The organism is Thalassotalea psychrophila (assembly GCF_031583595.1).
Lineage (GTDB): Bacteria > Pseudomonadota > Gammaproteobacteria > Enterobacterales > Alteromonadaceae > Thalassotalea_A > Thalassotalea_A psychrophila.
The window spans coordinates 1,541,558-1,561,749 of the sequence record NZ_CP134145.1 but is presented as its reverse complement, the minus strand read 5'-3'; the positions used below and the strand labels follow the sequence as shown (position 1 = coordinate 1,561,749).

16 protein-coding genes are annotated in these 20,192 nt (G+C 37.6%); 5 read left to right on the top strand and 11 right to left on the bottom strand.

Going from position 1 to position 20,192, the window contains the following annotated elements; all coding sequences use genetic code 11:
• Positions 1-6: 6 nt before the first annotated feature.
• On the bottom strand, positions 7-1,704 hold the full coding sequence (locus RGQ13_RS06470) for an amidohydrolase family protein (protein WP_348392745.1): 1,698 nt from the start codon (positions 1,702-1,704) through the stop codon (positions 7-9).
• A 170-nt stretch (positions 1,705-1,874) separates the two neighbouring features.
• Here RGQ13_RS06470 and RGQ13_RS06465 point away from each other — a divergent pair, with 170 nt between their 5' ends.
• Together RGQ13_RS06465 and RGQ13_RS06460 are read left to right on the top strand one after the other, a co-directional pair.
• Positions 1,875-2,864 (top strand): AraC family transcriptional regulator, encoded by a 990-nt coding sequence (locus RGQ13_RS06465; protein WP_348392744.1) that lies wholly within the window; start codon positions 1,875-1,877, stop codon positions 2,862-2,864.
• 231 nt (positions 2,865-3,095) lie between these two features.
• On the top strand, positions 3,096-3,521 hold the full coding sequence (locus RGQ13_RS06460; RefSeq protein WP_348392743.1) for a hypothetical protein: 426 nt from the start codon (positions 3,096-3,098) through the stop codon (positions 3,519-3,521).
• Here the strand turns inward: RGQ13_RS06460 and RGQ13_RS06455 are convergent.
• From RGQ13_RS06455 to RGQ13_RS06445, 3 genes are all read right to left on the bottom strand, one after another.
• Positions 3,518-4,783, bottom strand: a complete 1,266-nt coding sequence (locus RGQ13_RS06455; RefSeq protein WP_348392742.1) for a D-amino acid dehydrogenase — start codon at positions 4,781-4,783, stop codon at positions 3,518-3,520. The two genes, RGQ13_RS06460 and RGQ13_RS06455, sit on opposite strands and share 4 nt — an antisense overlap.
• A 210-nt stretch (positions 4,784-4,993) precedes the next feature.
• The gene (locus RGQ13_RS06450; RefSeq protein ID WP_348392741.1) at positions 4,994-7,327 is read right to left on the bottom strand and encodes a TonB-dependent receptor; all 2,334 of its coding nucleotides are present in this window, start codon (positions 7,325-7,327) and stop codon (positions 4,994-4,996) included.
• Positions 7,328-7,703: 376 nt separating this feature from the next.
• The gene (locus RGQ13_RS06445) at positions 7,704-8,723 is read right to left on the bottom strand and encodes an AraC family transcriptional regulator (protein ID WP_348392740.1); all 1,020 of its coding nucleotides are present in this window, start codon (positions 8,721-8,723) and stop codon (positions 7,704-7,706) included.
• A gap of 267 nt (positions 8,724-8,990) precedes the next feature.
• On the opposite strand from RGQ13_RS06445, the gene RGQ13_RS06440 reads away from it, so the two are divergent.
• Entirely contained in the window at positions 8,991-10,253 is a 1,263-nt protein-coding gene (locus tag RGQ13_RS06440) for an FAD-dependent oxidoreductase (RefSeq protein ID WP_348392739.1), read from the top strand.
• A 34-nt stretch (positions 10,254-10,287) separates the two neighbouring features.
• Here the strand turns inward: RGQ13_RS06440 and RGQ13_RS06435 are convergent, their stop codons facing one another.
• The 4 genes from RGQ13_RS06435 to RGQ13_RS06420 form a co-directional block, all read right to left on the bottom strand.
• The gene (locus tag RGQ13_RS06435; protein ID WP_348392738.1) at positions 10,288-11,520 is read right to left on the bottom strand and encodes a cytochrome-c peroxidase; all 1,233 of its coding nucleotides are present in this window, start codon (positions 11,518-11,520) and stop codon (positions 10,288-10,290) included.
• A 13-nt stretch (positions 11,521-11,533) separates the two neighbouring features.
• On the bottom strand, positions 11,534-12,037 hold the full coding sequence (locus RGQ13_RS06430) for a FixH family protein (protein WP_348392737.1): 504 nt from the start codon (positions 12,035-12,037) through the stop codon (positions 11,534-11,536).
• 111 nt (positions 12,038-12,148) lie between these two features.
• Positions 12,149-13,396, bottom strand: coding sequence for a dipeptidase (locus tag RGQ13_RS06425; RefSeq protein ID WP_348392736.1), 1,248 nt, complete (start codon positions 13,394-13,396; stop codon positions 12,149-12,151).
• Between the two features lie 177 nt (positions 13,397-13,573).
• Positions 13,574-13,966, bottom strand: coding sequence for a RidA family protein (locus tag RGQ13_RS06420; RefSeq protein ID WP_348392735.1), 393 nt, complete (start codon positions 13,964-13,966; stop codon positions 13,574-13,576).
• 200 nt (positions 13,967-14,166) lie between these two features.
• On the opposite strand from RGQ13_RS06420, the gene RGQ13_RS06415 reads away from it, so the two are divergent.
• Positions 14,167-15,174 (top strand): helix-turn-helix transcriptional regulator, encoded by a 1,008-nt coding sequence (locus RGQ13_RS06415; protein WP_348392734.1) that lies wholly within the window; start codon positions 14,167-14,169, stop codon positions 15,172-15,174.
• Between the two features lie 548 nt (positions 15,175-15,722).
• On the opposite strand, the gene RGQ13_RS06410 is transcribed toward RGQ13_RS06415, so the two are convergent.
• The 3 genes from RGQ13_RS06410 to RGQ13_RS06400 form a co-directional block, all read right to left on the bottom strand.
• Positions 15,723-16,868, bottom strand: a complete 1,146-nt coding sequence (locus tag RGQ13_RS06410) for an alpha-hydroxy acid oxidase (RefSeq protein WP_348392733.1) — start codon at positions 16,866-16,868, stop codon at positions 15,723-15,725.
• Between the two features lie 189 nt (positions 16,869-17,057).
• Positions 17,058-17,459 (bottom strand): hypothetical protein, encoded by a 402-nt coding sequence (locus RGQ13_RS06405; RefSeq protein ID WP_348392732.1) that lies wholly within the window; start codon positions 17,457-17,459, stop codon positions 17,058-17,060.
• Positions 17,460-17,536: 77 nt separating this feature from the next.
• Positions 17,537-18,904: a metal-dependent hydrolase family protein gene (locus RGQ13_RS06400; protein WP_348392731.1), complete on the bottom strand. Its 1,368-nt coding sequence runs from the start codon at positions 18,902-18,904 to the stop codon at positions 17,537-17,539.
• A 266-nt stretch (positions 18,905-19,170) separates the two neighbouring features.
• On the opposite strand from RGQ13_RS06400, the gene RGQ13_RS06395 reads away from it, so the two are divergent.
• Positions 19,171-20,169, top strand: a complete 999-nt coding sequence (locus RGQ13_RS06395; RefSeq protein WP_348392730.1) for an AraC family transcriptional regulator — start codon at positions 19,171-19,173, stop codon at positions 20,167-20,169.
• Positions 20,170-20,192 lie beyond the last annotated feature (23 nt).

Here is a 20,192-nt window from a genome sequence, read left to right as displayed (position 1 = left end):
GATAAACTACATGATATTTTCTGGGTTTTCTTTAGCCTTATATAAAGTCGGTTTAGAGGTTTCAACTAAGTTCGCTTTCATCCATGACTCAGGTGACATTGTCTCAAAACGACCTTTCTCTTCTACAGGGAAGCGCATCGCTTGACCTGGATAAACTTTAAGTACCTTTGAATCTTTAACAACGGTTGTGCCGTTTACTAAAACGTATGGAATTCCTGTGGAAGCTAAACCATTTGTCCCAGCCTTAAAGTCAGCATGTTCAGTAACATTTTCAGCATTAAAAACCACAATATCCGCGACCATACCTTCTTGCATACGGCCACGCTCTTGCATTGCTTTAAGCCCTGTATCACCAATGAATTTAGCTGGCCAATAACTTAGTTGTGATAACGTATGCATCAGCGGCACACCATTTTCACGTGCAACTCGTAAAACCACGGCATGGGTACCTGCTGTACGGGGATGACCGGCATAATCTTTAAAATCTGCGTCCCAAGCGAGTAATTTACCATCACTTCCTAAACCTGGCATACCATCACCAGCAACAATAAAACCTTCAACTTTGGTCCATTCTGGTAACCACTGTTTACGTGGCGGACTATAAGCGACTAGTGTTCGACCAGGTTCTTCTTTAGAAAATTTTAAGAACTCTTCTTTGGTCACAAATTTATCCAATTGCGGATCATATATCGTTTCTTCGTACTTATAGCCCATAAGATCTTGCCAAATAGGTGGATTAACAATGGCTGCGCCATAGTTACCAGCTCCGGCAATCCATGGGTAATAAGTTGCCCAAACATTAAAGCCTTGTTTACGCGCATCACTTAACATCTTTTGATTTTCCCACCAGCCATAATCATTATCATGATGGATTTGTAATGGTGCGTTTAATGACATTGCATTGGCAAGAATTTCTTTCACCCCAATAGGCTGTTCTGTAGGAGGTGTTGCACTTGGATGGAAACGATGATGAACGGCTGTTACACGCCCATAAGCACCCGCTAATTTTTGCGTGGTGTACATCTCATAGCTTTTTATTGCTTTACCAGCGTAACCTAGAAGAGAGCCGACACCTAAAGCACCTTGACGTAATTCTTCATCTAAAATTTTATGCACTTCATTCATTTGAGCAAGATTGGATTTATCATTTGCCCACCCTTCATGGCCGTCTTTACCTGAAGCACCGCGATGATCACTTAAAGTATATGGCATCGAAATATCAGGACCAGTTAAGTCCATCTCTGGATCATGAACCTTCATGCGTGCATACTCTTGACCTGCAACCGTACCAAAGTTAGCTTGGGTAGTGCCTTCGCGTTTTGCATACCATTGTGGAATACTTGCAGCGCCCACTTCAAAATCCATTTGCGTGGTAACACCATCGCGGAGGTTCACTTTTATCCCCCACGGTCCTAAGCCGTGCTGTTCGTAGTCTATAAAACCGGCAGCAACAACATGACCTGTCGCATCAATTGTTTCAGCACCTGATATAGAATCCTCTGTAATGGCAACAATGCGGCCGTATTTAATACCGACGTTACGTACGCCATCAAAATTAGTTTCAGGGTCCATCACGCGACCATTATTAATTACCACATCAAATTTTTGACTGGTATCTGCGGTTGAGCCGGCATCATCACCAGCCATTTGACTACAAGCGGTAAGAGCAAAAGATACGCTTACTGCAACAAATAACTTTTTCATAGTTTCTCCATAATAATCAGTTTCTTATATTTACAATTTACTTTTAAATTGGTTGTAACAACTATAGTAGTTAAAATATTAAAAAACCTGATAAACTATCAATTTACGACACTATAATTATAACTCTGAGTTAAGTGTTCAAAATTCAAACACGATTATAAAGATGATTTATGCAAGCAAATATATTTGTCGTTCGCGCCGCCCATATAAAGCCAATAATTAAAATTCTAGAGAAATTAAAAATAGATACCAATAAGCTTTTACAACAAGTCGGCTTAAACCAGAATAAAATAGAATCAGAACACAAACTTGTATTGGAAGCGCCAGTATGGAAACTGTTGGAGATAGCAGCAAAAGAGTTAGCTATGCCGCATTTAGGTTTTTATATTAGCGAACAACTAAGCCTTGATAAATATGGTGTATTTGGCGCACATTTATGTCATGCAGAAAATCTACAACTAGCTTTAAATACATTCATAAAGAATATTAATACCCACACCAACTACCTAAATTATTGGTTAGAACAAGACGATAATTTTATTTGGGTTTGCCGGCAAGGAACACCTGGCATTGAGTTTGGTAAGTGGCAGGTAGAGCAACATATAATCGGATTCATCATTGAAATAATAAAAATTTATACTGGAGATAAATGGTACCCACAACACCTGCACATTCAAGACAAATTGGCCGAAGGTCTGGAATACGCAACAGGGTTAACAAAGTCGACACTAAAAACCAATCAACCTTATACTGTCATTGCTGTTGAAAAGGCACTACTTACGGCCAAACCAAGTTTCCAAAAAATAGAAACGAGTACAGTCGATAAATTAGAAAAAGTCATACCACATGGCTTTATCAATATTATTGAAGTATTAATGAAGCAAGGCTATTTTGATGAAGATTTAAACGCAACAACAATTGCAAAAGTATTAAATATACCAGAGCGAAAATTACAACGTCGACTGAAGCAATATAGCACTACCCTCAACTATTTAATTAATGAGCACAAACATTCTTTGGCAAAAACAATGCTGAAAAAATCAATATTTAGCAATGAAGAAATCAGCAAACATTTGGGCTATAGCAATGTCGCTAATTTTTACCGGGCATTTAAGCTGCAGTGTGGACAAACACCTAAACAATTCAAAAAAATTAGTTAATGGTATAACAAAGTGACGAGTATAAGTACGTGATTAAAATGATGAATATTAACTTATGTGGTATTACTAAAATTATACTCGCATGAATACTATAAGTTAATAGACGCCATAATTACTGTCTTATGTGCTGCAAGGCACATAACACTTTTTTCAATGATGCATAATTACCTCCTATTAACGGCTTATTTGATTTTAGCGTTAGACAACTTTTTATATTTTTGAGGTGTTATTATGTTCAATAAATTATTTACTCGTGTATCTTTAGTTTTAACTATCATGATTTCTATGACTTTTGCGGTACAAGCGAATACTACAGAAGAAAAACAGGATAACTTGCAATATTATTTAATGATCGGTAAGCCCAACACTCAAGGTTGGACTCCTATCATCCAAAATGAAATAGACATGGGCCCTGCAGGCAAGGCTGGTATTGAAGCCATGGGTGGTAAATTTATAGGTTTTTACCTTGGCGTTACTGAATCAAAAAACTACGCAATTGTCGCATTTCCTAAGCATACTGATGTTGCTCGCATTGTATTTACCCGTACTATGCAAGGTGTAATGGAAGATATTCAATTTGTGCCAATTATGACAACTAAACAAGCACAAGATGTATTTAAGCAAATTAATGCAGTCAAAATTGGTGGCAACGCTTAATTAAATCGATTGATTGAATACTGGTTAATATCTATTTTATTTTGCAGATCAAATATCTCATTTGCAACTAATTGCGAAGATGCGGTAGATGTGGTCCACCCTATTTGGCCTTGACCAGTATTTAAATATAATCCATCAACTTTTGTTTTACCAAGAATTGCTTTTCCGTCACAGCTCATAGGTCTAAAACCTGCCCAAGGGTTCAAATTAGTCCTATCCATTGTTGCTGCAAATTCCGGATAAACAGAGTCAACTAAACCAATTAAGTTATCAATTCTATCGGCTGAAATCTCACCATTAAAGCCAGCAAATTCAGCGGTACCAGCAACTCTTAAAATATTATTTAAAGGGTTAATACCAGCATGAAGGCTCATGTCAGCAATTAAATGCGTTGGTTTATTATTCCAACCGTTCATAGGGATAGATAATGAATAGCCTTTAGCTGGCTTAACAGGCAAATTAATGCCGAAAGGTTTTACTAAACTTGGTGACTTTGCCCCTGCACATATAACAACTTTATCAGCCTTTATAGCTTGCTTGTTAGCAACACTAACGAAGAAATGTTGATTTGATTTTTGCAGTGATTTTACTGGCGTATTAAATAAAAAGTTAACGCCACGTTGTTCAAGAACTGCTTTCATTTGCTGACAATAAATGTGTGAGTTACCAGCTTCGTCAGAATTATAATAAATGCCGCCACTAATTTTATCTGAAATGCCAGCAAGTGCAGGCTCTAATTGAATAGTCTGTTTAACATCAAGACTTTCAAAGTCGGCATTGCCTAATTCTTTTAACGTTTGTGATAATTCAACGTGCTGATCAAAAGATTGTTGATCACGAAAAATTTTTATGGTGCCATTATTATTGAAGCCATAATCAATTTCAGTGTCTTGACGAATATCATTTAATAAATCTACGGAGTAATTAGCTAATTGACCATTTATTTGATTCGACTTGATATATTTTTCCATGGTCGCATATTTTAAAAATTTTAGTCCCCAAGTTGTCAGCCCTGGTAATGCTTTTAAACGAAATAATAATGGTGAGTCTTTTCGGCCGATATATTTAAGCAGCATTTGAACAAGACCAGGAGCATTCCAAGGATCAACAGCCGATGGCGTTATACCACCACCATTGCCAAAGCTACATTGCATAGCAGGACCAGAAGCACTATCAACAACTATAACTTCTGCACCTAACTGATTTAAATAATATGCGGTGTTAATCCCTTGAACACCAGCGCCGATAACTACTACGTGCATAATTTACTCTTTTATTGTTTTCTATCTACATTAATTTATAAGAATGATTGAAAAATAAATGTCATCTTAGGTAAGTTATCTTACTTCAATAAAAATAGATAAAATAACTTAACTAAAATAACCTTCTTTGAAAAATTCTAGGTAATAAAAAAGGCAGAGAAACACATTGCTTCTCTACCTGGATTTTTCTAGTTATTTACTTATTAGCAATTAACCACCAAAGCGGTAAGTTGCTTGTAAGTTAACAGTCATAGGGTTTGCGTAAGTTGCAATTCGTTGACCTGCAAAGAACTGGTAGCTACCTAAAGTCATTTCATCATTTAAGTTTTTACCTATTAATTGTACATCCCATACATCATCAGTCGATTTAACACCAATTCGAGCATTGATTTTATGAAACGACTCTTGTAACCCCATTTCATCTAATGAACCTTCTGTATAAAATTCATCACTGTATTGAAGACTCACACCTGCGGTAAAATCAAGACTATCAAACATTGGGTACACTATATCGGCGTAAACTTTTGCTGAAAGCTCTGGCGCATATGGCATAGTCTCACCAGACTTATCTGACGATGTACATGTACCACCAGAAGCGATTGTTTCTTGTTCATTACATGGGCCAGTAGTAAACTCATCATATTCAGCACTTAAATAAGCAAATGAACCACCTACCATGATGTAATCATTCATCATAAAGCGAACTTCCGCTTCAAGACCTTGTGAAATTGATGTAGCCGCATTTTGAATAGTAGATTGACCCGCTTCATCATACGTATTTACTTGTAAATCATCATATTCAGTTCTAAATAAAGCAATAGTGTAATCGCCCATGTTTTCGGAAAAACTACCTTTAACACCTGCTTCTAAACCAAATGCTTCTTCATCATCGTATTCAAGTACATCAGGGTCTACAATTTGTAATGACGCTGCAAAACCACCACTTTTAGCACTGGTGCCTGCTTTAGCATAAAACATAGTGTCATCGTTTGCATCCCACTGAAACATTGCTTCTGGCATAATGTTATCAGAAGTTCTATCTTGCTCTAAACCGTCAAACGTGGCAGTGAACAGTAAAAGTCCTGGAACTGGAACCCAAACATCGCCCATTTTTATCATGTTTTGCGCTTCACGTAATTGGTCTTTATCTTCAGTGATGTAACGAGCTCCAAAAGTAAGTCGCATATCATCAGTAAACGACCAAGTCGCGTTTGCAAAAGCAGACATCGCCTCAGTGTTTTGATCTAAATTAATTTCTGTCCATTCATGAGAAGCATTAACTGCACCGCCAGTAAATACAGGATATAGGTAATGAGTATTTACTATGTTAGCACTGCGACGATCTAAGGTAGAATCTTGATAGTACAGGCCAACAATATAGTTAAAGCTATCAGATACAGGGGAAGCAAGACGTAATTCAAAACTTGTTTGTTCATAGTCTTCACTTACTAAGTTGTCAATAGAAGCCGTGCCAGGATCGGCTGGCAAACCTAACAACGGCCCAATAATCCAACTTGATGAGCCATCAAGATCTAATTGCTGAACATTATCAAATTCAGAGTAGCCAAATATCGCTGATAATGTATAGTCATTCAGATCATAAGAGATATCAATGGCTACATTAGTTGACTCATGATCGATTCCGGGTTCATCACCTTGATGCTTGAGTTTAGATAATTCATTTGGCGTTAACAGCGGTAAAGTACTAGCATCAAAGTCAACATCGTAAGTATAGTCACCTTTCTCAGTAAACGTTCTATGTAAATTCCCCGTAATGTCGAATTCAGCTTGATCAACTTTTGCCGTAATTGTTAAGTCATCAGTTGGTTGCCAAACAGAAGTTAAACGGACAACAGTTTCATCTTTTTCATTGATGTCTTTGCCTGTATAAGTGTTTACACCCATACCATCTGAAGTAACATTTTGCACAGCTAAACGTAAGCCTAACGTGTCAGTTACACCAGATCCAATAGTTAGACCAGTTGTTGTTTCACCATATTCAAACTCGTGATCAACCGATAAACTTGCTTCAAAATCATCTTCAGGTGCTGAAGTTTTAGACACAACACTAATAGCACCTGCAGTTGAGTTTAAACCAAATAATACTGCTTGCGTGCCACGTAATACTTCTACACGCTCAACATCCATAAATGGTGCACGGTATTGACGTGAACGAGGCATATAAATACCATCAATAAACAAACTCGTTGATTGTTCAAAGGATGCATCGTTACCCGTTCCCATACCACGAATATTAACATTGGTAGTACCCAACGTTTCAGTAATGATCAGGTTTGGAACAGAACCAGACAAATCAGCCAAACCTGAAATTGATTCGTTTTTTAAATCATCACCCGAAATTGCATGAATAGACATAGGAATGTCTTTAATTGATTGAGTACGCTTGGTAGAGGTCACCGTAATATGCTCTAAACCTGCATTTTCTTCACTAGCGACTTCTGCAGCTTGTACTGGATAACTTAACGCCACCGTAAGCGACATGGCACCTAAACAGCGTGTAATTGTATTTAACTTTAGTTTCATCTCTCACCCTTATGTATGGTTTAGTTTTTATTATTGTTTTATTTTGTTTTATTTTGTTTTATTTAATTGGACGATATAAAACTAAATCATTCACACATAATTCATAGTAGCATATTTAGCAAAACCAACCTTTTAAACTGCAATAATTGAAAAATGATGAGCCAGACTCACCAACGAACACCGCAAAACATATAAACATAAAGCGATCGCAATGACTACCGCAAACATTACTGAGTTGAACTTATTAAGATGTAAATATAAAGATGTAAACTGAACTTTTGAGTTATAGGTAACGTTTAAGTGTTATTACAAAGCTTAAAAAGAAAACACAATTACAGCAGTATTAATATAAACAAAGAATACGAAATAGAACCGATTAAAACTCAGTTAATACTTGTTTTTGATATTTGCGCGGGGATATACCTGTCCACTGTTTAAATGCTCGAGAAAAACTGCTAATGCTGGTAAAACCCAGTAAATAGGCAATTTCACTAAGCGATACTTCATTACTCTTAATATATTCTTGCGCTAAAGACTGTCGTGTTTGTAGCAGCAATTTATGGTAACTAGTACCTGCCCCATTAAGTTTATTGTGGAGAGTACGTTCGGTTAAATGCAGTTGTTCTGCAATATTTTCTTTACTACATTGTCCTGATGGTAGTTGCTCAATTAGTTTAGCTTGCACTTGTACAGCGATATCGGCTTCATTAAGTTGAGATAAAAACTGTATCACTACTTTGTCATTAGCTCGGGCTAGTTCAGCATTAGATGTTGGCAGGGGCATATCTAACGTTTTCGGTTCAAAATAAATACGAGTCTCAGAGGCTGAAAATGTTATTTGGTCACCAAATAATTGTTGATAACGTTCTTGTTGAGACTCAGAATTAGCGAACAAGCTAACTTTAGATGGAAAATAATTTTGACTATAGATCAATCGAATTAGATTAACTATCCAGGCAGACCACGCATCTGAATGGCAGCGTTTAGTGATATCACTATATTCACTCGCTGCAGTAGTAGACAAATAACAGCCTTGTTTGCTCTCAGTAAAGGTGACAATATCCAATGTTGTGATCATCGCAAAATACCGCTCTAAGCGCTGGCAAAATGAACGTAATGTAGGACTGTAAAGCAATGCCATACCAAGTGCATGATAAGACGTGGGCTTAATAAAGTCGGCAAAGCGCAGACCAAAGGCCTCATCACCAGTAGATCGTACAGCCAAGTACAGCAATTTATCCATCATTTCAGCTGTTACAACTCTATTGTTGTCGCTGAGTTCCGGCAATTCTATACCAACTTCTTTAATGATAGCTTCAGGGTTTACACCGTAACTTTCAAGCGCTTGGTAAAGTGCCATTACATTACCGCGTGATGTTGTAGGAAGACCATTCATCGCTATTTACTTATCCATTAGAGAGTTAGTTTGATTAGTTAAATTTTACAAAAAACACTGATAGTTACCAACTAATAATAATATTATTTATTCAATACTTGCAGCATTACCTGTTTAGTCAAATAAATTTCAGTTGAGGACAACTAAAATTTTGTTAATTCATACAGGATATAAAAATAATTACAAAATGTAACTATCATACCCACAAAGAACTACTTTCTTTTGATGGGTGGTAATAGTTCACATACTCAATAAGCGATTATTATAATGAAAACTCTTATTCTCGGGGCTGGTATCGCTGGCCTTTCAAGTGCAATGGTTCAACAAGATCAAGGTGACGACGTTGAAATACTTGAAGCTGGTAACGGCGTTGCTTTAGAGACTAGCTTTGGCAATGGCGGATTAATGTCGCCACAATTATGCGAACCTTTCAATCAACCAGGTGTTTCAAAGCTCATGATCCCTGCTTTACTTGGTAAAAAAGGCTCTATGCTACGCATCTTTCCTAAAGCCCTACCTTCACTTATCTGCTGGGGGCTTAAGTTTTTACGAAGCTCTACTAATCAACGCTTTCTTCAGTCTGCTGCTGGAAATTACCGCCTTTCAGCCTACTCACAAAATAAAACCCGACAGGTTATAAATGACAATAACTTTGATATTAAATTTCAAAATAATGGCATTATGCAGGTCTTTAGAGATCAAGCAATGTTTGATCATTGCATTGCGATGCATGAACAGTTTGCAAAAGAATTTGATCTACAATACGAAGTATTAAATAAAGCAGAGGCACTAATCAAAGAGCCACACCTAGAGCATAGCTCTGATGATTTGGTTGGTGTTATCCAATATACAGATGGCGCTCGCGGAGAATGCCCTTTATTTTGTCAACAACTTGCCGACTTACTCACATCACGCGGTGCTAAAATAACCACTAACGTAAAAGTAGAAAAAATAATTGTTGAGAATGGTTGTGCTACTGGGGTACAAACGAGCCAAGGAGTGATCAAAGCTGATCGTATTATTGTCGCGTTGGGTAACAATGCCCCAGCCATATTAGCAAAAGCAGGAATTAACTTACCTGTACGTCCTGTTAAAGGCTATACAATTTCAATCCCTGTTGATGCTGAGTTACCAAAATCAGTATTGCTTGATATTGGTTTACATATGGGCATAATCCCCATTCACCATAACAACACGTTGCGGATTGGCGGCGGTGCTGAGTTCGCTGGTTTAGATAATAGTTTTAAGAAAAGCTATGAAGATCAAGCTTATGCTACGGTTGAGAAAGCAATGCCTCATCTTGTGCCGCACCTTAAACGCGATCAACAAAAAACATGGGTCGGTTTTCGCTCATCGTCATTTGATGGCAACCCGTTTATTGGGCCAACCAAGGTTAACAGTCTGTATGTAAATTCAGGGTTAGGACATTTAGGTTGGATCCAAGGCATGGGCGCGGCTAGCATGTTAGGCGATATTATTATTGGTAAACAACCTGAAATTGATGCTACACCTTACCGACTTGATCGATAATTGATCAATGTTTGTTTGTTGCTAATTACACATGCTAATTTAGCTCGGTTAAAGTCTGTAAAAAAGCCTCTAACTGATCTAATTCATTATCATTCAAATTGCTGTGTTGTAATTCATCACTTAGTAATGAACCATCGTTATCACGGTAATTCCTTAACACTTCTTGCAGGCTATTAAATTGGCCTGCATGCATATAAGGGGAACGAATAGCGACGTTTCTTAACGAGGGTGTTTTAAAGGTTTGTTGATATTTAACCTGGTCAATTGCAAGATAATCTAAATGCGGACATTCTGTTGCAGCGTTGGCATCACTCCATTGACTGTAGCAGTTAAACTCCTCATCTAAAATAGTGTCAATAACAGCGCCCCTTCCATGATCAATTTCTTTATTATCAATAACACCAGCATGATGAAATTCACCATTACTAAATAACGGGCCATTATGGCAGTTGATACAATTCGCTTTGCCAATAAACAATTTAAGCCCAAGCTGTTCTTGCTTCGTCAATATGGTGTTGTTTAATTTTTCTTCTTTTAGTGAATCGGCAAAAACATCAAAACGGGTGTTTTGTGGTTTAATGGTTCGCACAAAAGCCGCAATACTCTTGCCGATATTTACGAAAGCTTGCGTAATGTCTTGTTGTTGAGCTGTCGGAATTGTCTGCCAAGTGGTATTAGCCAACGTATTATCGCTGCTTGGGTAAGCGATTTGTTGGACATATTGCGGTTTAACTGCAGGAAGTTCGCCGAATATCGCTATATAGTCATCTTTATAGTATTGCCTAATTAGTTTTAATACTTCTGTACGGCTAATACCATGTTCACGCTCATTTTCTAAAGGGCCTAACGCTTGTGACCACAATGAATCTTTACGGCCATCCCAAAAAAACCACGTTTGATGTTCCATGCCAACAATAGGCATTGAGCGGCGTGTGGTTTTTTTAAGTCCTTTCGCTAAGGCTAAATTGTCAGTAAAGTTATAATCCGCTTTATGGCAGGTAGAGCAGCTAATGTTGTTATTTTGACTAAAGCGAGAATCATGAAAAATTTTTCGACCTAATTCAATAGCGTTTAAATTATCGGCAAATTTGTTTGATAGTGAAGGTTTGTTGTTCGGAAGTTTCGCCAAGCGTAATGAGTTAATTAATGCGAACTCTTTCTTAGTCCATTGAACATCATCTTGCTCAATACCACCTTCTGCACATAAATTAAATGAGTATAAAGCGGTGCAAATTAAGATAAAACCTAATTTAGAAATAAACGGCATACTACAATAACTCTTAATGGTGCTTATGGGTTTTATTCTGATGCTGAGTATGATCCACATCAGCATTATCTTCACCAACAATAGCATTAATACGTATTAAATCACGGCTACCATAACCAGAAATATCTAAAGTTATTTTCCACCAACCAGGCATATGAAAGTTCATACCTTTAATTAAATATTCACCGGATGTTTCGGTTTCTAATACTTTAGGTTTTGTCGTCATGCCATGTAGATGCTCTGGCATATCTGCGCTGATCTCGACTAAAGCGCCAGTGATGGTTTGACCATTTTTTTTAGTTAATGTCAGTGTCCAACTGTGAATTTCATTTAGTGGAATATTACTGGTGGCTAATGAATATTTAGCAATTAACTGACCCGAAGCTGATTTGGTTGGGTTTGCTAAATTTAAATTTTCAGGTCGATGTTGTTTAATTTTTGCAAAGGTATCGATTGCCGCACTTTCAACAGAGAGTAAAATCGTTGACAGAAGAATTATTTGATAAACATACTTCATTTAAATATTACCAATAATTGCATATACACTCTATGAGTATAATGTATAAGAGCTTAAGAAAAGGGTTGTGATGAATTCATCACAACCCTTAATTAAAATGTAACCGCTCGCTTAACCGACAACTTCTTTGAATACACGTAAGAAGTTTCCGCCCATCACTTTAGCAATGTCTTCATCTGAGTAACCTCGGGCGATTAAACCACGAGTTAAATTAGGGTATGCAGAGGTGTTTTCATAACCGACATGACCATCTGACCATGGCCATACTTCAAAGCTACCAATTTGAGCAACAACCGCAGGATCCCATGATGGCGCACTTAAAATAGCTTCAAATGTAGCAGCAATAATAAAGTCAGAGCCAAAACCAACGTGATCAATACCAGCAACATTAATCGCATGTTCAATATTGTCAAGGTAGTCATTGACGGTACATTTGTCACTACCAGCAATAGCTGCTGGAACACTTATTACACCAGCAACACCACCTTTATCAGCAACAACTCTTAATGCTTCATCTGTGGTTGCTCTAAATTGCTTAATTTTAGACTGCATGCCAGCATGAGAAATAATAATAGGATCAGAGGATGCATTAGCAGCCGCGATCATAGTTTCAGGCGAACAATGCCCGGTATCAACAATCATCCCTAAATCATTCATGGTACCGACCGCGCGATGGCCTAACTCAGATAAACCAAAACGACGTTCAGGTAATTCTAAACTACCAGAGCCCACCATGTTACTTGGGTTATAGGTTAATTGAATAGCACGTAATCCCATCGCATAAGCTTCATTAATTTTACTGGTATCACGGCCCATAAATTGAATGTTTTGTGTGGTAGGAATAAAGCCAACTTGCCCCGTTTTATGTGCTTGCATAATATCGGCATGACTTGTACAAATCATCGCATCTTTACGACCTCGTATTTCATTTTGGATAAATGCCATATCCCTTACTAGGTTTTCCCAGCTCCACCAGTCATCAGGTGCAGGTAACTGATCAGGGCGGAAATTATTAAGCCCTGTGATCCCTAATGACATGTGACCGGCTGTTAACCCACCTAATTTTGACAGTTTTACCAAATCTTCGTAATAACTACATTCCATTAAGGCATCGTATACGACAATGCTTTTATGTAACTCTTTTGCGTGCTCTTCTTGATCAGGCGTCAAACCAAAGTCAAATACTGTTGCTGGATTTCTTAAGTATTTAAAGTCTGGATTATAACTATAAGCAGACCCATAAGGCATTTTTTCATTGGCAAAGGCGAATGGCATTTGTGTTGCGGCAACGGTGGCAAGAGATGCCTTCATGCTTAAAGCTAGCATATCACGACGAGACAAGTTGCTCAGATTTTTCATTTTACCTTCCTTTCAGATTGTTTGGAATACTACAACATTTTCAGTTACTTATAACTTTAGTATAAAAATTTAAAATGGCTGATTTATTTTTATTTTTCGTAAAAATAATACAAAAAACACTTTGATTGCGGAGTTGCTCAATAAGAAAAATTTAAATTTTTAAAGTTGCTTTGTTAGTTACTGTGGCTTGTAAGCTGTGCAATCAAGTTCCACCAAGCAAGCTTCATCCATAAAACCAGTTTTAATGGTAAAGCGTGCAGGTGGCATTTCAGGAAAATGCTTCGCATATTCAGCATTAAATGCAGGAAAGTCTTCGACATTTTTTAAGAACACTTGTACTTTAACTGCATCACTAAGAGTGCAATCGGCCTGCGCTAATATATCTTTCATAAACTCTAAAGAATTTCGTGTTTGCTCAGTAATGTCACCTTCAAACTGCGGTACCAAATCTTTAGTAATTGAAACCATGCCTGATACAAAGACAAAGTCCCCTGCTTTTACGGCCCAAGAAATAGGAACTGTATGCCCCTTCCAGGTAATTTCACCACCAATTATCTGCTTTTCACTCATAATAACTTTCCATAATATTTAGTTATTGTGATTGTAGTTTTTTAATCCACAACTTGCGTTATTAAATATTGCATATAAAATCATTTAATTTGCCAGTTTTGACGAGTAATCCTTTATATTTAGGTTAAATTATCACCCAAAAATTGATATCGTATATTTATATTTGCAGGGATTAATATTTACCCATAAAAGTAGACTCAATGTTAAATAAAAACTTCACCACATATCATGGCAATATCATCTCTTTATTTGAGATATTAAAATCCTACGATGTTGATGTTGAACAACTAGCAAATGAATTGAATATAGATATTTCAAAACTACGCAGTAAAAATATCCGTATGCAAGCAGAACAATTTGATCAGCTCATTACCCTCGCATTAGAGAAAACTGATGATGTTATGTTTCCCATTAACTTTGCCAACTATGTACACCCAACAACTTACCATGCGCTAGGGATGTCATTGCTAAGTAGCAGTACATTGCGCTCGTTTTGGCTTCGCCTTGCACGATTCTTTTCGTTAATGACCACAATTAAATCTGTTGAACTGCACTTAGATACGAAACCCGCATGCATAGAGTTTAAGCCCTTAGTAGTTCACCCTTCTACGACAATACATTTTCATTCAGCCGTTACCGTTGCAGTTTTAATCAAATTGATCAGGCAAATGTATCAGCCGAACTATTCACCAGTAAGAGTTTCTTTAGTCGGTGCTGTAGCTCCTGCGACCAAAATTCTTTATGAAAATTACTTTGGATGTGAAGTTACCTTAAATGCACAAAGCACAATCATTTATGTAGACAGTGAAGAGTTGGATTTAAGTTTACCGGCAGCAAATACAGATTTGACCCGCCAGCTAGATTTACTGGTGATAAAGTATTTAGAAACCATAGAGAAAAGCAGTTTAGCCACTAAGGTTGCAGAATTATTGATCACGTTATTGCCATCAGGAGAGTTTGATCGAGAAAAAATTGCGAAAAATCTTCACATGAGCCCTAGAACATTTCATGATAAATTAAAAAAAGAAAATACGTCTTATCAACAGATTTTAGATCACACACGTCAACAACTTGCCGATAAATACTTGAAAGAAATGGATATTCCTTTTAGTGAATTAACCTATTTACTTGGATTTGCAGACTCAAGTAGTTTTTCAAGAGCGTTTAAGCGTTGGCATGGCGTGCCGCCTAGTCAGTATGAAGTTTAGTGTTTCTAGAACATATCCTTCAAATTAGTATATTTACGCCGTCATTCCTGAAGAGTACTAGCGATGTCAGGAATCTCCTGACGCATACTGTGGTTCTAAAAGAAATTAAATTAAGAAAGACACACTTTTAGGGACTGTACCAATCAAACTTTATAAGCACACTATTACTGGAGGAGGTCCCCGATGTCGCTTGAGCTCCTCGAGGATGACGGAGTACATTTTCTAGAACATTTGGGCGAATTAGAAGTGAAGCTTATGAGGTAAAAGTAGGCCAACATTATAAACATCCCTGTTCAGTTGGCATTCCTTCATCCATGAAGTAAAAAAAGCCCCCAAATCCAATAAGGGGGCCTTTCAATTACATAAGTATTTCCAAATCGAAATAGCAGGCGCTATTTGAAATGAAAGCCTGGTTCCCACCAGTTATAAGTAACTTTACTTGAAAACCTCACTTATGTAATTAGCAAAAATGGCAAGATACTGCTCTTTTTTTGCATTATTTGCATTATTTGCATTATTTATCAAAATATAAATTATCGGTCTTAGTATTAGTAGCGTTTACGTAAGATATCTTTACTTAAATCACTCACTGTTTTTGCACCGCATATCATCATTGCTCTGGTTATTTCTTCTTGGAACTGATTGATAACAAATTCTACGCCTTGTTGCCCAGCAGCACCTAAGCCATAAGCAAATGGCCTAGCTGTTGAACAGGCTGTTGCCCCCAAGGCTAATGCTTTTACCACATCACTACCTCGGCGAATTCCACCATCCATAATAATTTCGATTTTTCCGCCAACAGCCGAAACTACCTCTTCAAGCGCATAAAATGACGGGGTAGTAAAATCGTACTGCCTAGCACCTTGATTCGATATATAAATGGCATCAGCGCCAATGGCTACCGCTTGCGATGCATCATCTGGGTGTAATATCCCTTTTATCGCAAGTTTGCCAGGCCATTGTTCGCGGATAAACTTAATATCTTCCCAACTTACCGAACAGCTAAAGTTTTCAATGATTTCCTTTAATGACTTGCCTTGTTCAAATTCGGCTCGAAAATTTTCAAATTTAAAACCTTGTGTGACAAATCCATATAACCATTTTGGATGGGCAAGCATAGAAGTGACAGATCTAATCGAGAGTTTGGTTGGAAAGCCAAAACCGGCACGTTTATCGCGCTCTCGATTTCCGTGAATAGGATTGTCTACTGTAACTATCAAACCATCAAACGCTAGCGTTTTCGCACGTTCAATCAAAGCTTGCATCATCTTACGATTAGTAGTGGCCTGTAACTGAAAAAACTTATGCCCCGATACTTTTCCAGCAATTGTTTCCATATCAACACTTGCATAAGTCGACAGTGAAAACGGAATTTTGGCATTACTAAATGCCTTGCCGGTAGCAAGCTCGCCAGCGCTGTGCACTAATTTATGGCCACCAAATGGCGAACAGATCACCGGCGAGGCCGATTTAACCCCCATCACCTCAACGCTGGTATCAGTTGACTGAATATTTTGGCAAAACTTGGGGGCAAAGTAATAACGGTCAAAGACGCTCTCATTATCTTTTATACAAATTTCATCATCGGCGCCGCCAATAACAAAATCTCGAATAGGTAATGGCATACACTTTTCAAACAATGCTTTGACATCGGCTATAGAATTACATTTTTGTAGTTTTTTTATCGAATTCATCTATTGTTCTTTAGCTATCACTTGGCTTTGTTAATCTCTTGATACTATAACGACCGCATACAACTGCAATAGCAATGACAAGTAAATTGCCGTTTATCACCAATAGAGTGCTCAAATATGAGCCAAAATGATAAAAAGGCTCCGCAGAGCCTTATATTTTATCCTGTACTGTACACGACTACTGAACGATTATTTTTTTGCTTCTGCTTTATTCATATCATTGGCAAGCTGCATTACTTGTTCAAATTTAGCCGCAGGAATAATTTCGCGCACTTCAATATCTATTAATGCGCCAGTTGACATACGCTGATACACAATAGCAGAGGCGTAATCGCTGTCAGGCACGGCAATTATGGCAATATTGGCGGCAGTGCCCGCTTCTAAATAATAAGACACTAACTTTGCACCTTTAATACTGGCAACCAGTTTTTTCGCGCCAGCTGTTGGGTCCATCGGGTGGTCGACTAACATTTTTGCAATTTCAGGTTTTAATTTACCTTTAACCATAAAGTATTTAAGGTTGTCTTCTGCACTAGCCCCTGTAGATAACATAAGAGCTGCAGAGGTGAACAAGGCGATTAAGTGTTTCATGATAATTCCTTATAAATAAAAACTAGATAAAACAAGGGCTGGTCTAAGCCAGCCCTTTGGGTTTAATAAGCGTTAAATTACAATTCGTTTTTGTAGATTACGCCATCTTTCATGATCACATCAAAGGTTTCATCTGGCGTTGTCATTACTTTGATATCTGCAATTGGATCACCATCAACAAGTAAAAGATCAGCATACGCACCTTCTTTAATAACGCCTGTTGGACCATCCGCATACGGATTATTAGGACCCATTTCACCAATAAGTTTATTGGCATTACCAGTTGCTGATATTAGTGCTTCAGCATTTGACATATATTTAACTAACTGCAGAAATTCTAAATTTGCACTATCATCCATTTGAATAGTTTTTTCTGGCGTCGATAAAATATCGGAACCAAATACCATGGTAACGCCTTCTTTTATGGCTGCTCTCATCGCATTAGGGTAAGTTTCATATACTTGCAGAAACTTCTTAAAACTAGTTGGCGAAAGCATGGTTTTTAAAGATTCAATAGGAACAGAAAAAACTGGTGCTAAGGTCGCGCCCATATAAACGTTTTTATCTGCCATTAATTCTGCGGTATCTTCAGAGATCATTGGCGCATGAAGAATATACTTGACCCCATTTTCTACCGCTTCTTTTACAGCCTTATCAGTATAAGCATGGGCAGCAACAAATGTGCCCCAAGATTCAGCAGCTTCTACAGCAGCTCTCGTTTCAGCTGGAGATGACTGTTTTGAGTGTAGCGGATCAAATTGGCTCGATACACCACCACCTGCCATAATTTTTACTTGAGTCGCACCACGGCGTAAATTTTGGCGAACACAACGGCGTATTTCGGTTTCCCCATCGGCAATACAGGAAAATTGGCTATCCCATGGATGAGTGCTACTACCTGATAAGTTTGGGTGTACCTCATTTGGGTTTCTAAAGTCACCATGACCTGAAGTTTGAGTTATAAGTGCTTCTGAAGGGTAGATTCTTGGACCTTTATAGATACCTTCATCCACTAACTTTTGCGCAAACTTAGCTGGTCCACCAACATCCATCACAGTGGTAAAACCATTCATTAGCATACCTTCAAGGCGTGCTGCGGCAAGCGCCCCAGTATAGGCCATGTCTAAGTTATTACGTGAATTAGTTACGTTTCGAAATAAAGCAACATGCGTATGCATATCGTGCAAACCTGGAGTTATTGTGCGACCACCACCGTCAATAACGGTTGCACCTTTAACGTCAAGATCTACGCCAATAACTTTAATCAAATTACCTTCGATTAAAACATCTTTGCCTTTAATTAACTTAGTACTTGTACCATCAAAAATATTAACATTTTTAAAAATGGTAACTTGCGGCACCGCTTCTTCGGCAAAAACAGGGGCACTTATCAGCGCTAATGCTGCTAAGGTCGCACAGGCGTATTTCTTTAATTTAAAATTCATTTTTACTACCTTTTATTTCATCTAAACAAATATAAATAAATTTGAAAACAACAACTTAAAAACAGGCTTTGCCGTCAATTAATTACTTATCTGTGCATAATGTTAGCGTAAATAGAAAACTATTAAAGAACATTAGCACATTTTTTTATCATATTAGCTCATAATTAATAAGCGTTAGAATAGTCAGTGACCGAGCAGGGAGCGTGAGCTATAATGATAATTGAATTGTAATTTTTTGTATTTTAATTTAACAGTAGTATTGGCCTATGAAACCATCAATGTATTTACTAAAAGCGAGCCATTTAACTCCGTTTATTAAGGTAATGGAAAGCCATGAGTTGCCAGTTGAAGAGTTATTACATCGAGCCGGTCTTAGCCGTAAAAACTTAGATGATGATGAAAACCTCATTTTTGAAAGTAAGGTGTGGGAATTAATTGCTCTGGCAAGTGAATATGAAGGTATGGAAAACCTTGGTTTTATCACCACACAAACCACGCCTTTAAGTGATTACGGTACTTTTTTTGACGAATTACTCAATCAAAAAAACTTAAAAACTATGCTCAATTATTTTGTCAAGCATATGAATATGCAATCTAATTGCTTAACCTATTGGCTATCAGAGCATAAAGGCTATTTCTGGATTTGTCGCCCTGGCACTCCCCTATTAACCAGAGGCGCTTGGCAAGTAGAACAGCATGTTATGAGTTTAATTGTAAAACTAATACGCGCTTTTATTGGCCCTAAATGGTCGCCCACCCGAATAGGCATTCAATCAATTGTTGATACTGGTATTGATCAATTTGATTTCTTTAAAGATACCGTTATCTTGCCTGGGCAAAAATTTAGCTCAATTCCTGTTGAGTTAAAATACCTAACTAAAAAACCTTTAATAACCGCTCTAGCGATAACCACTAAAGCTCAGAATATACCTGACAGCTTTGTTACCTCATTAAAGCGCTTATTAAAGCAACATTATTTTGGCGACGAGTGGTCTGCGATTGTTATTGCCAGCGGCTTAAATATGAGTGTAAGTACATTAAAAAGAAAGCTAGCATCCTATAATACAACACTCAGAGAAGTCATTGACGAGGTGCGCTTTAGTCAAGCAAAAGCGTTACTAAAAAAAGCGAAAATAAATAATGATAAAATTGCCAAAGAACTTGGATACCAATACACGCCAAACTTTGTCAGAGCCTTCAAACGTTGGTCAGGCATTAGCCCTACGGCATATCAAGCAAGTTTAGGTAAAACCAAAGTCAGTTAGCGGCTAACTGACTTAGTAATTTT

Bases quoted from the DNA above. Each gene is read 5' to 3' on its own strand.
- RGQ13_RS06420 (WP_348392735.1), bottom strand. From the start codon at position 13,966: ATGAGTGAAAAGCAGATAATTGGTGGTGAAATTACCTGGAAGGGGCAT.
- RGQ13_RS06465 (WP_348392744.1), top strand. From the start codon at position 1,875: ATGCAAGCAAATATATTTGTCGTTCGCGCCGCCCATATAAAGCCAATA.
- RGQ13_RS06445 (WP_348392740.1), bottom strand. From the start codon at position 8,723: ATGAATGGTCTTCCTACAACATCACGCGGTAATGTAATGGCACTTTAC.
- RGQ13_RS06415 (WP_348392734.1), top strand. From the start codon at position 14,167: ATGTTAAATAAAAACTTCACCACATATCATGGCAATATCATCTCTTTA.
- RGQ13_RS06395 (WP_348392730.1), top strand. From the start codon at position 19,171: ATGAAACCATCAATGTATTTACTAAAAGCGAGCCATTTAACTCCGTTT.
- RGQ13_RS06425 (WP_348392736.1), bottom strand. From the start codon at position 13,396: ATGAAAAATCTGAGCAACTTGTCTCGTCGTGATATGCTAGCTTTAAGC.
- RGQ13_RS06405 (WP_348392732.1), bottom strand. From the start codon at position 17,459: ATGAAACACTTAATCGCCTTGTTCACCTCTGCAGCTCTTATGTTATCT.
- RGQ13_RS06440 (WP_348392739.1), top strand. From the start codon at position 8,991: ATGAAAACTCTTATTCTCGGGGCTGGTATCGCTGGCCTTTCAAGTGCA.
- RGQ13_RS06470 (WP_348392745.1), bottom strand. From the start codon at position 1,704: ATGAAAAAGTTATTTGTTGCAGTAAGCGTATCTTTTGCTCTTACCGCT.
- RGQ13_RS06450 (WP_348392741.1), bottom strand. From the start codon at position 7,327: ATGAAACTAAAGTTAAATACAATTACACGCTGTTTAGGTGCCATGTCG.
- RGQ13_RS06400 (WP_348392731.1), bottom strand. From the start codon at position 18,904: ATGAATTTTAAATTAAAGAAATACGCCTGTGCGACCTTAGCAGCATTA.
- RGQ13_RS06410 (WP_348392733.1), bottom strand. From the start codon at position 16,868: ATGAATTCGATAAAAAAACTACAAAAATGTAATTCTATAGCCGATGTC.
- RGQ13_RS06435 (WP_348392738.1), bottom strand. From the start codon at position 11,520: ATGCCGTTTATTTCTAAATTAGGTTTTATCTTAATTTGCACCGCTTTA.
- RGQ13_RS06455 (WP_348392742.1), bottom strand. From the start codon at position 4,783: ATGCACGTAGTAGTTATCGGCGCTGGTGTTCAAGGGATTAACACCGCA.
- RGQ13_RS06430 (WP_348392737.1), bottom strand. From the start codon at position 12,037: ATGAAGTATGTTTATCAAATAATTCTTCTGTCAACGATTTTACTCTCT.
- RGQ13_RS06460 (WP_348392743.1), top strand. From the start codon at position 3,096: ATGTTCAATAAATTATTTACTCGTGTATCTTTAGTTTTAACTATCATG.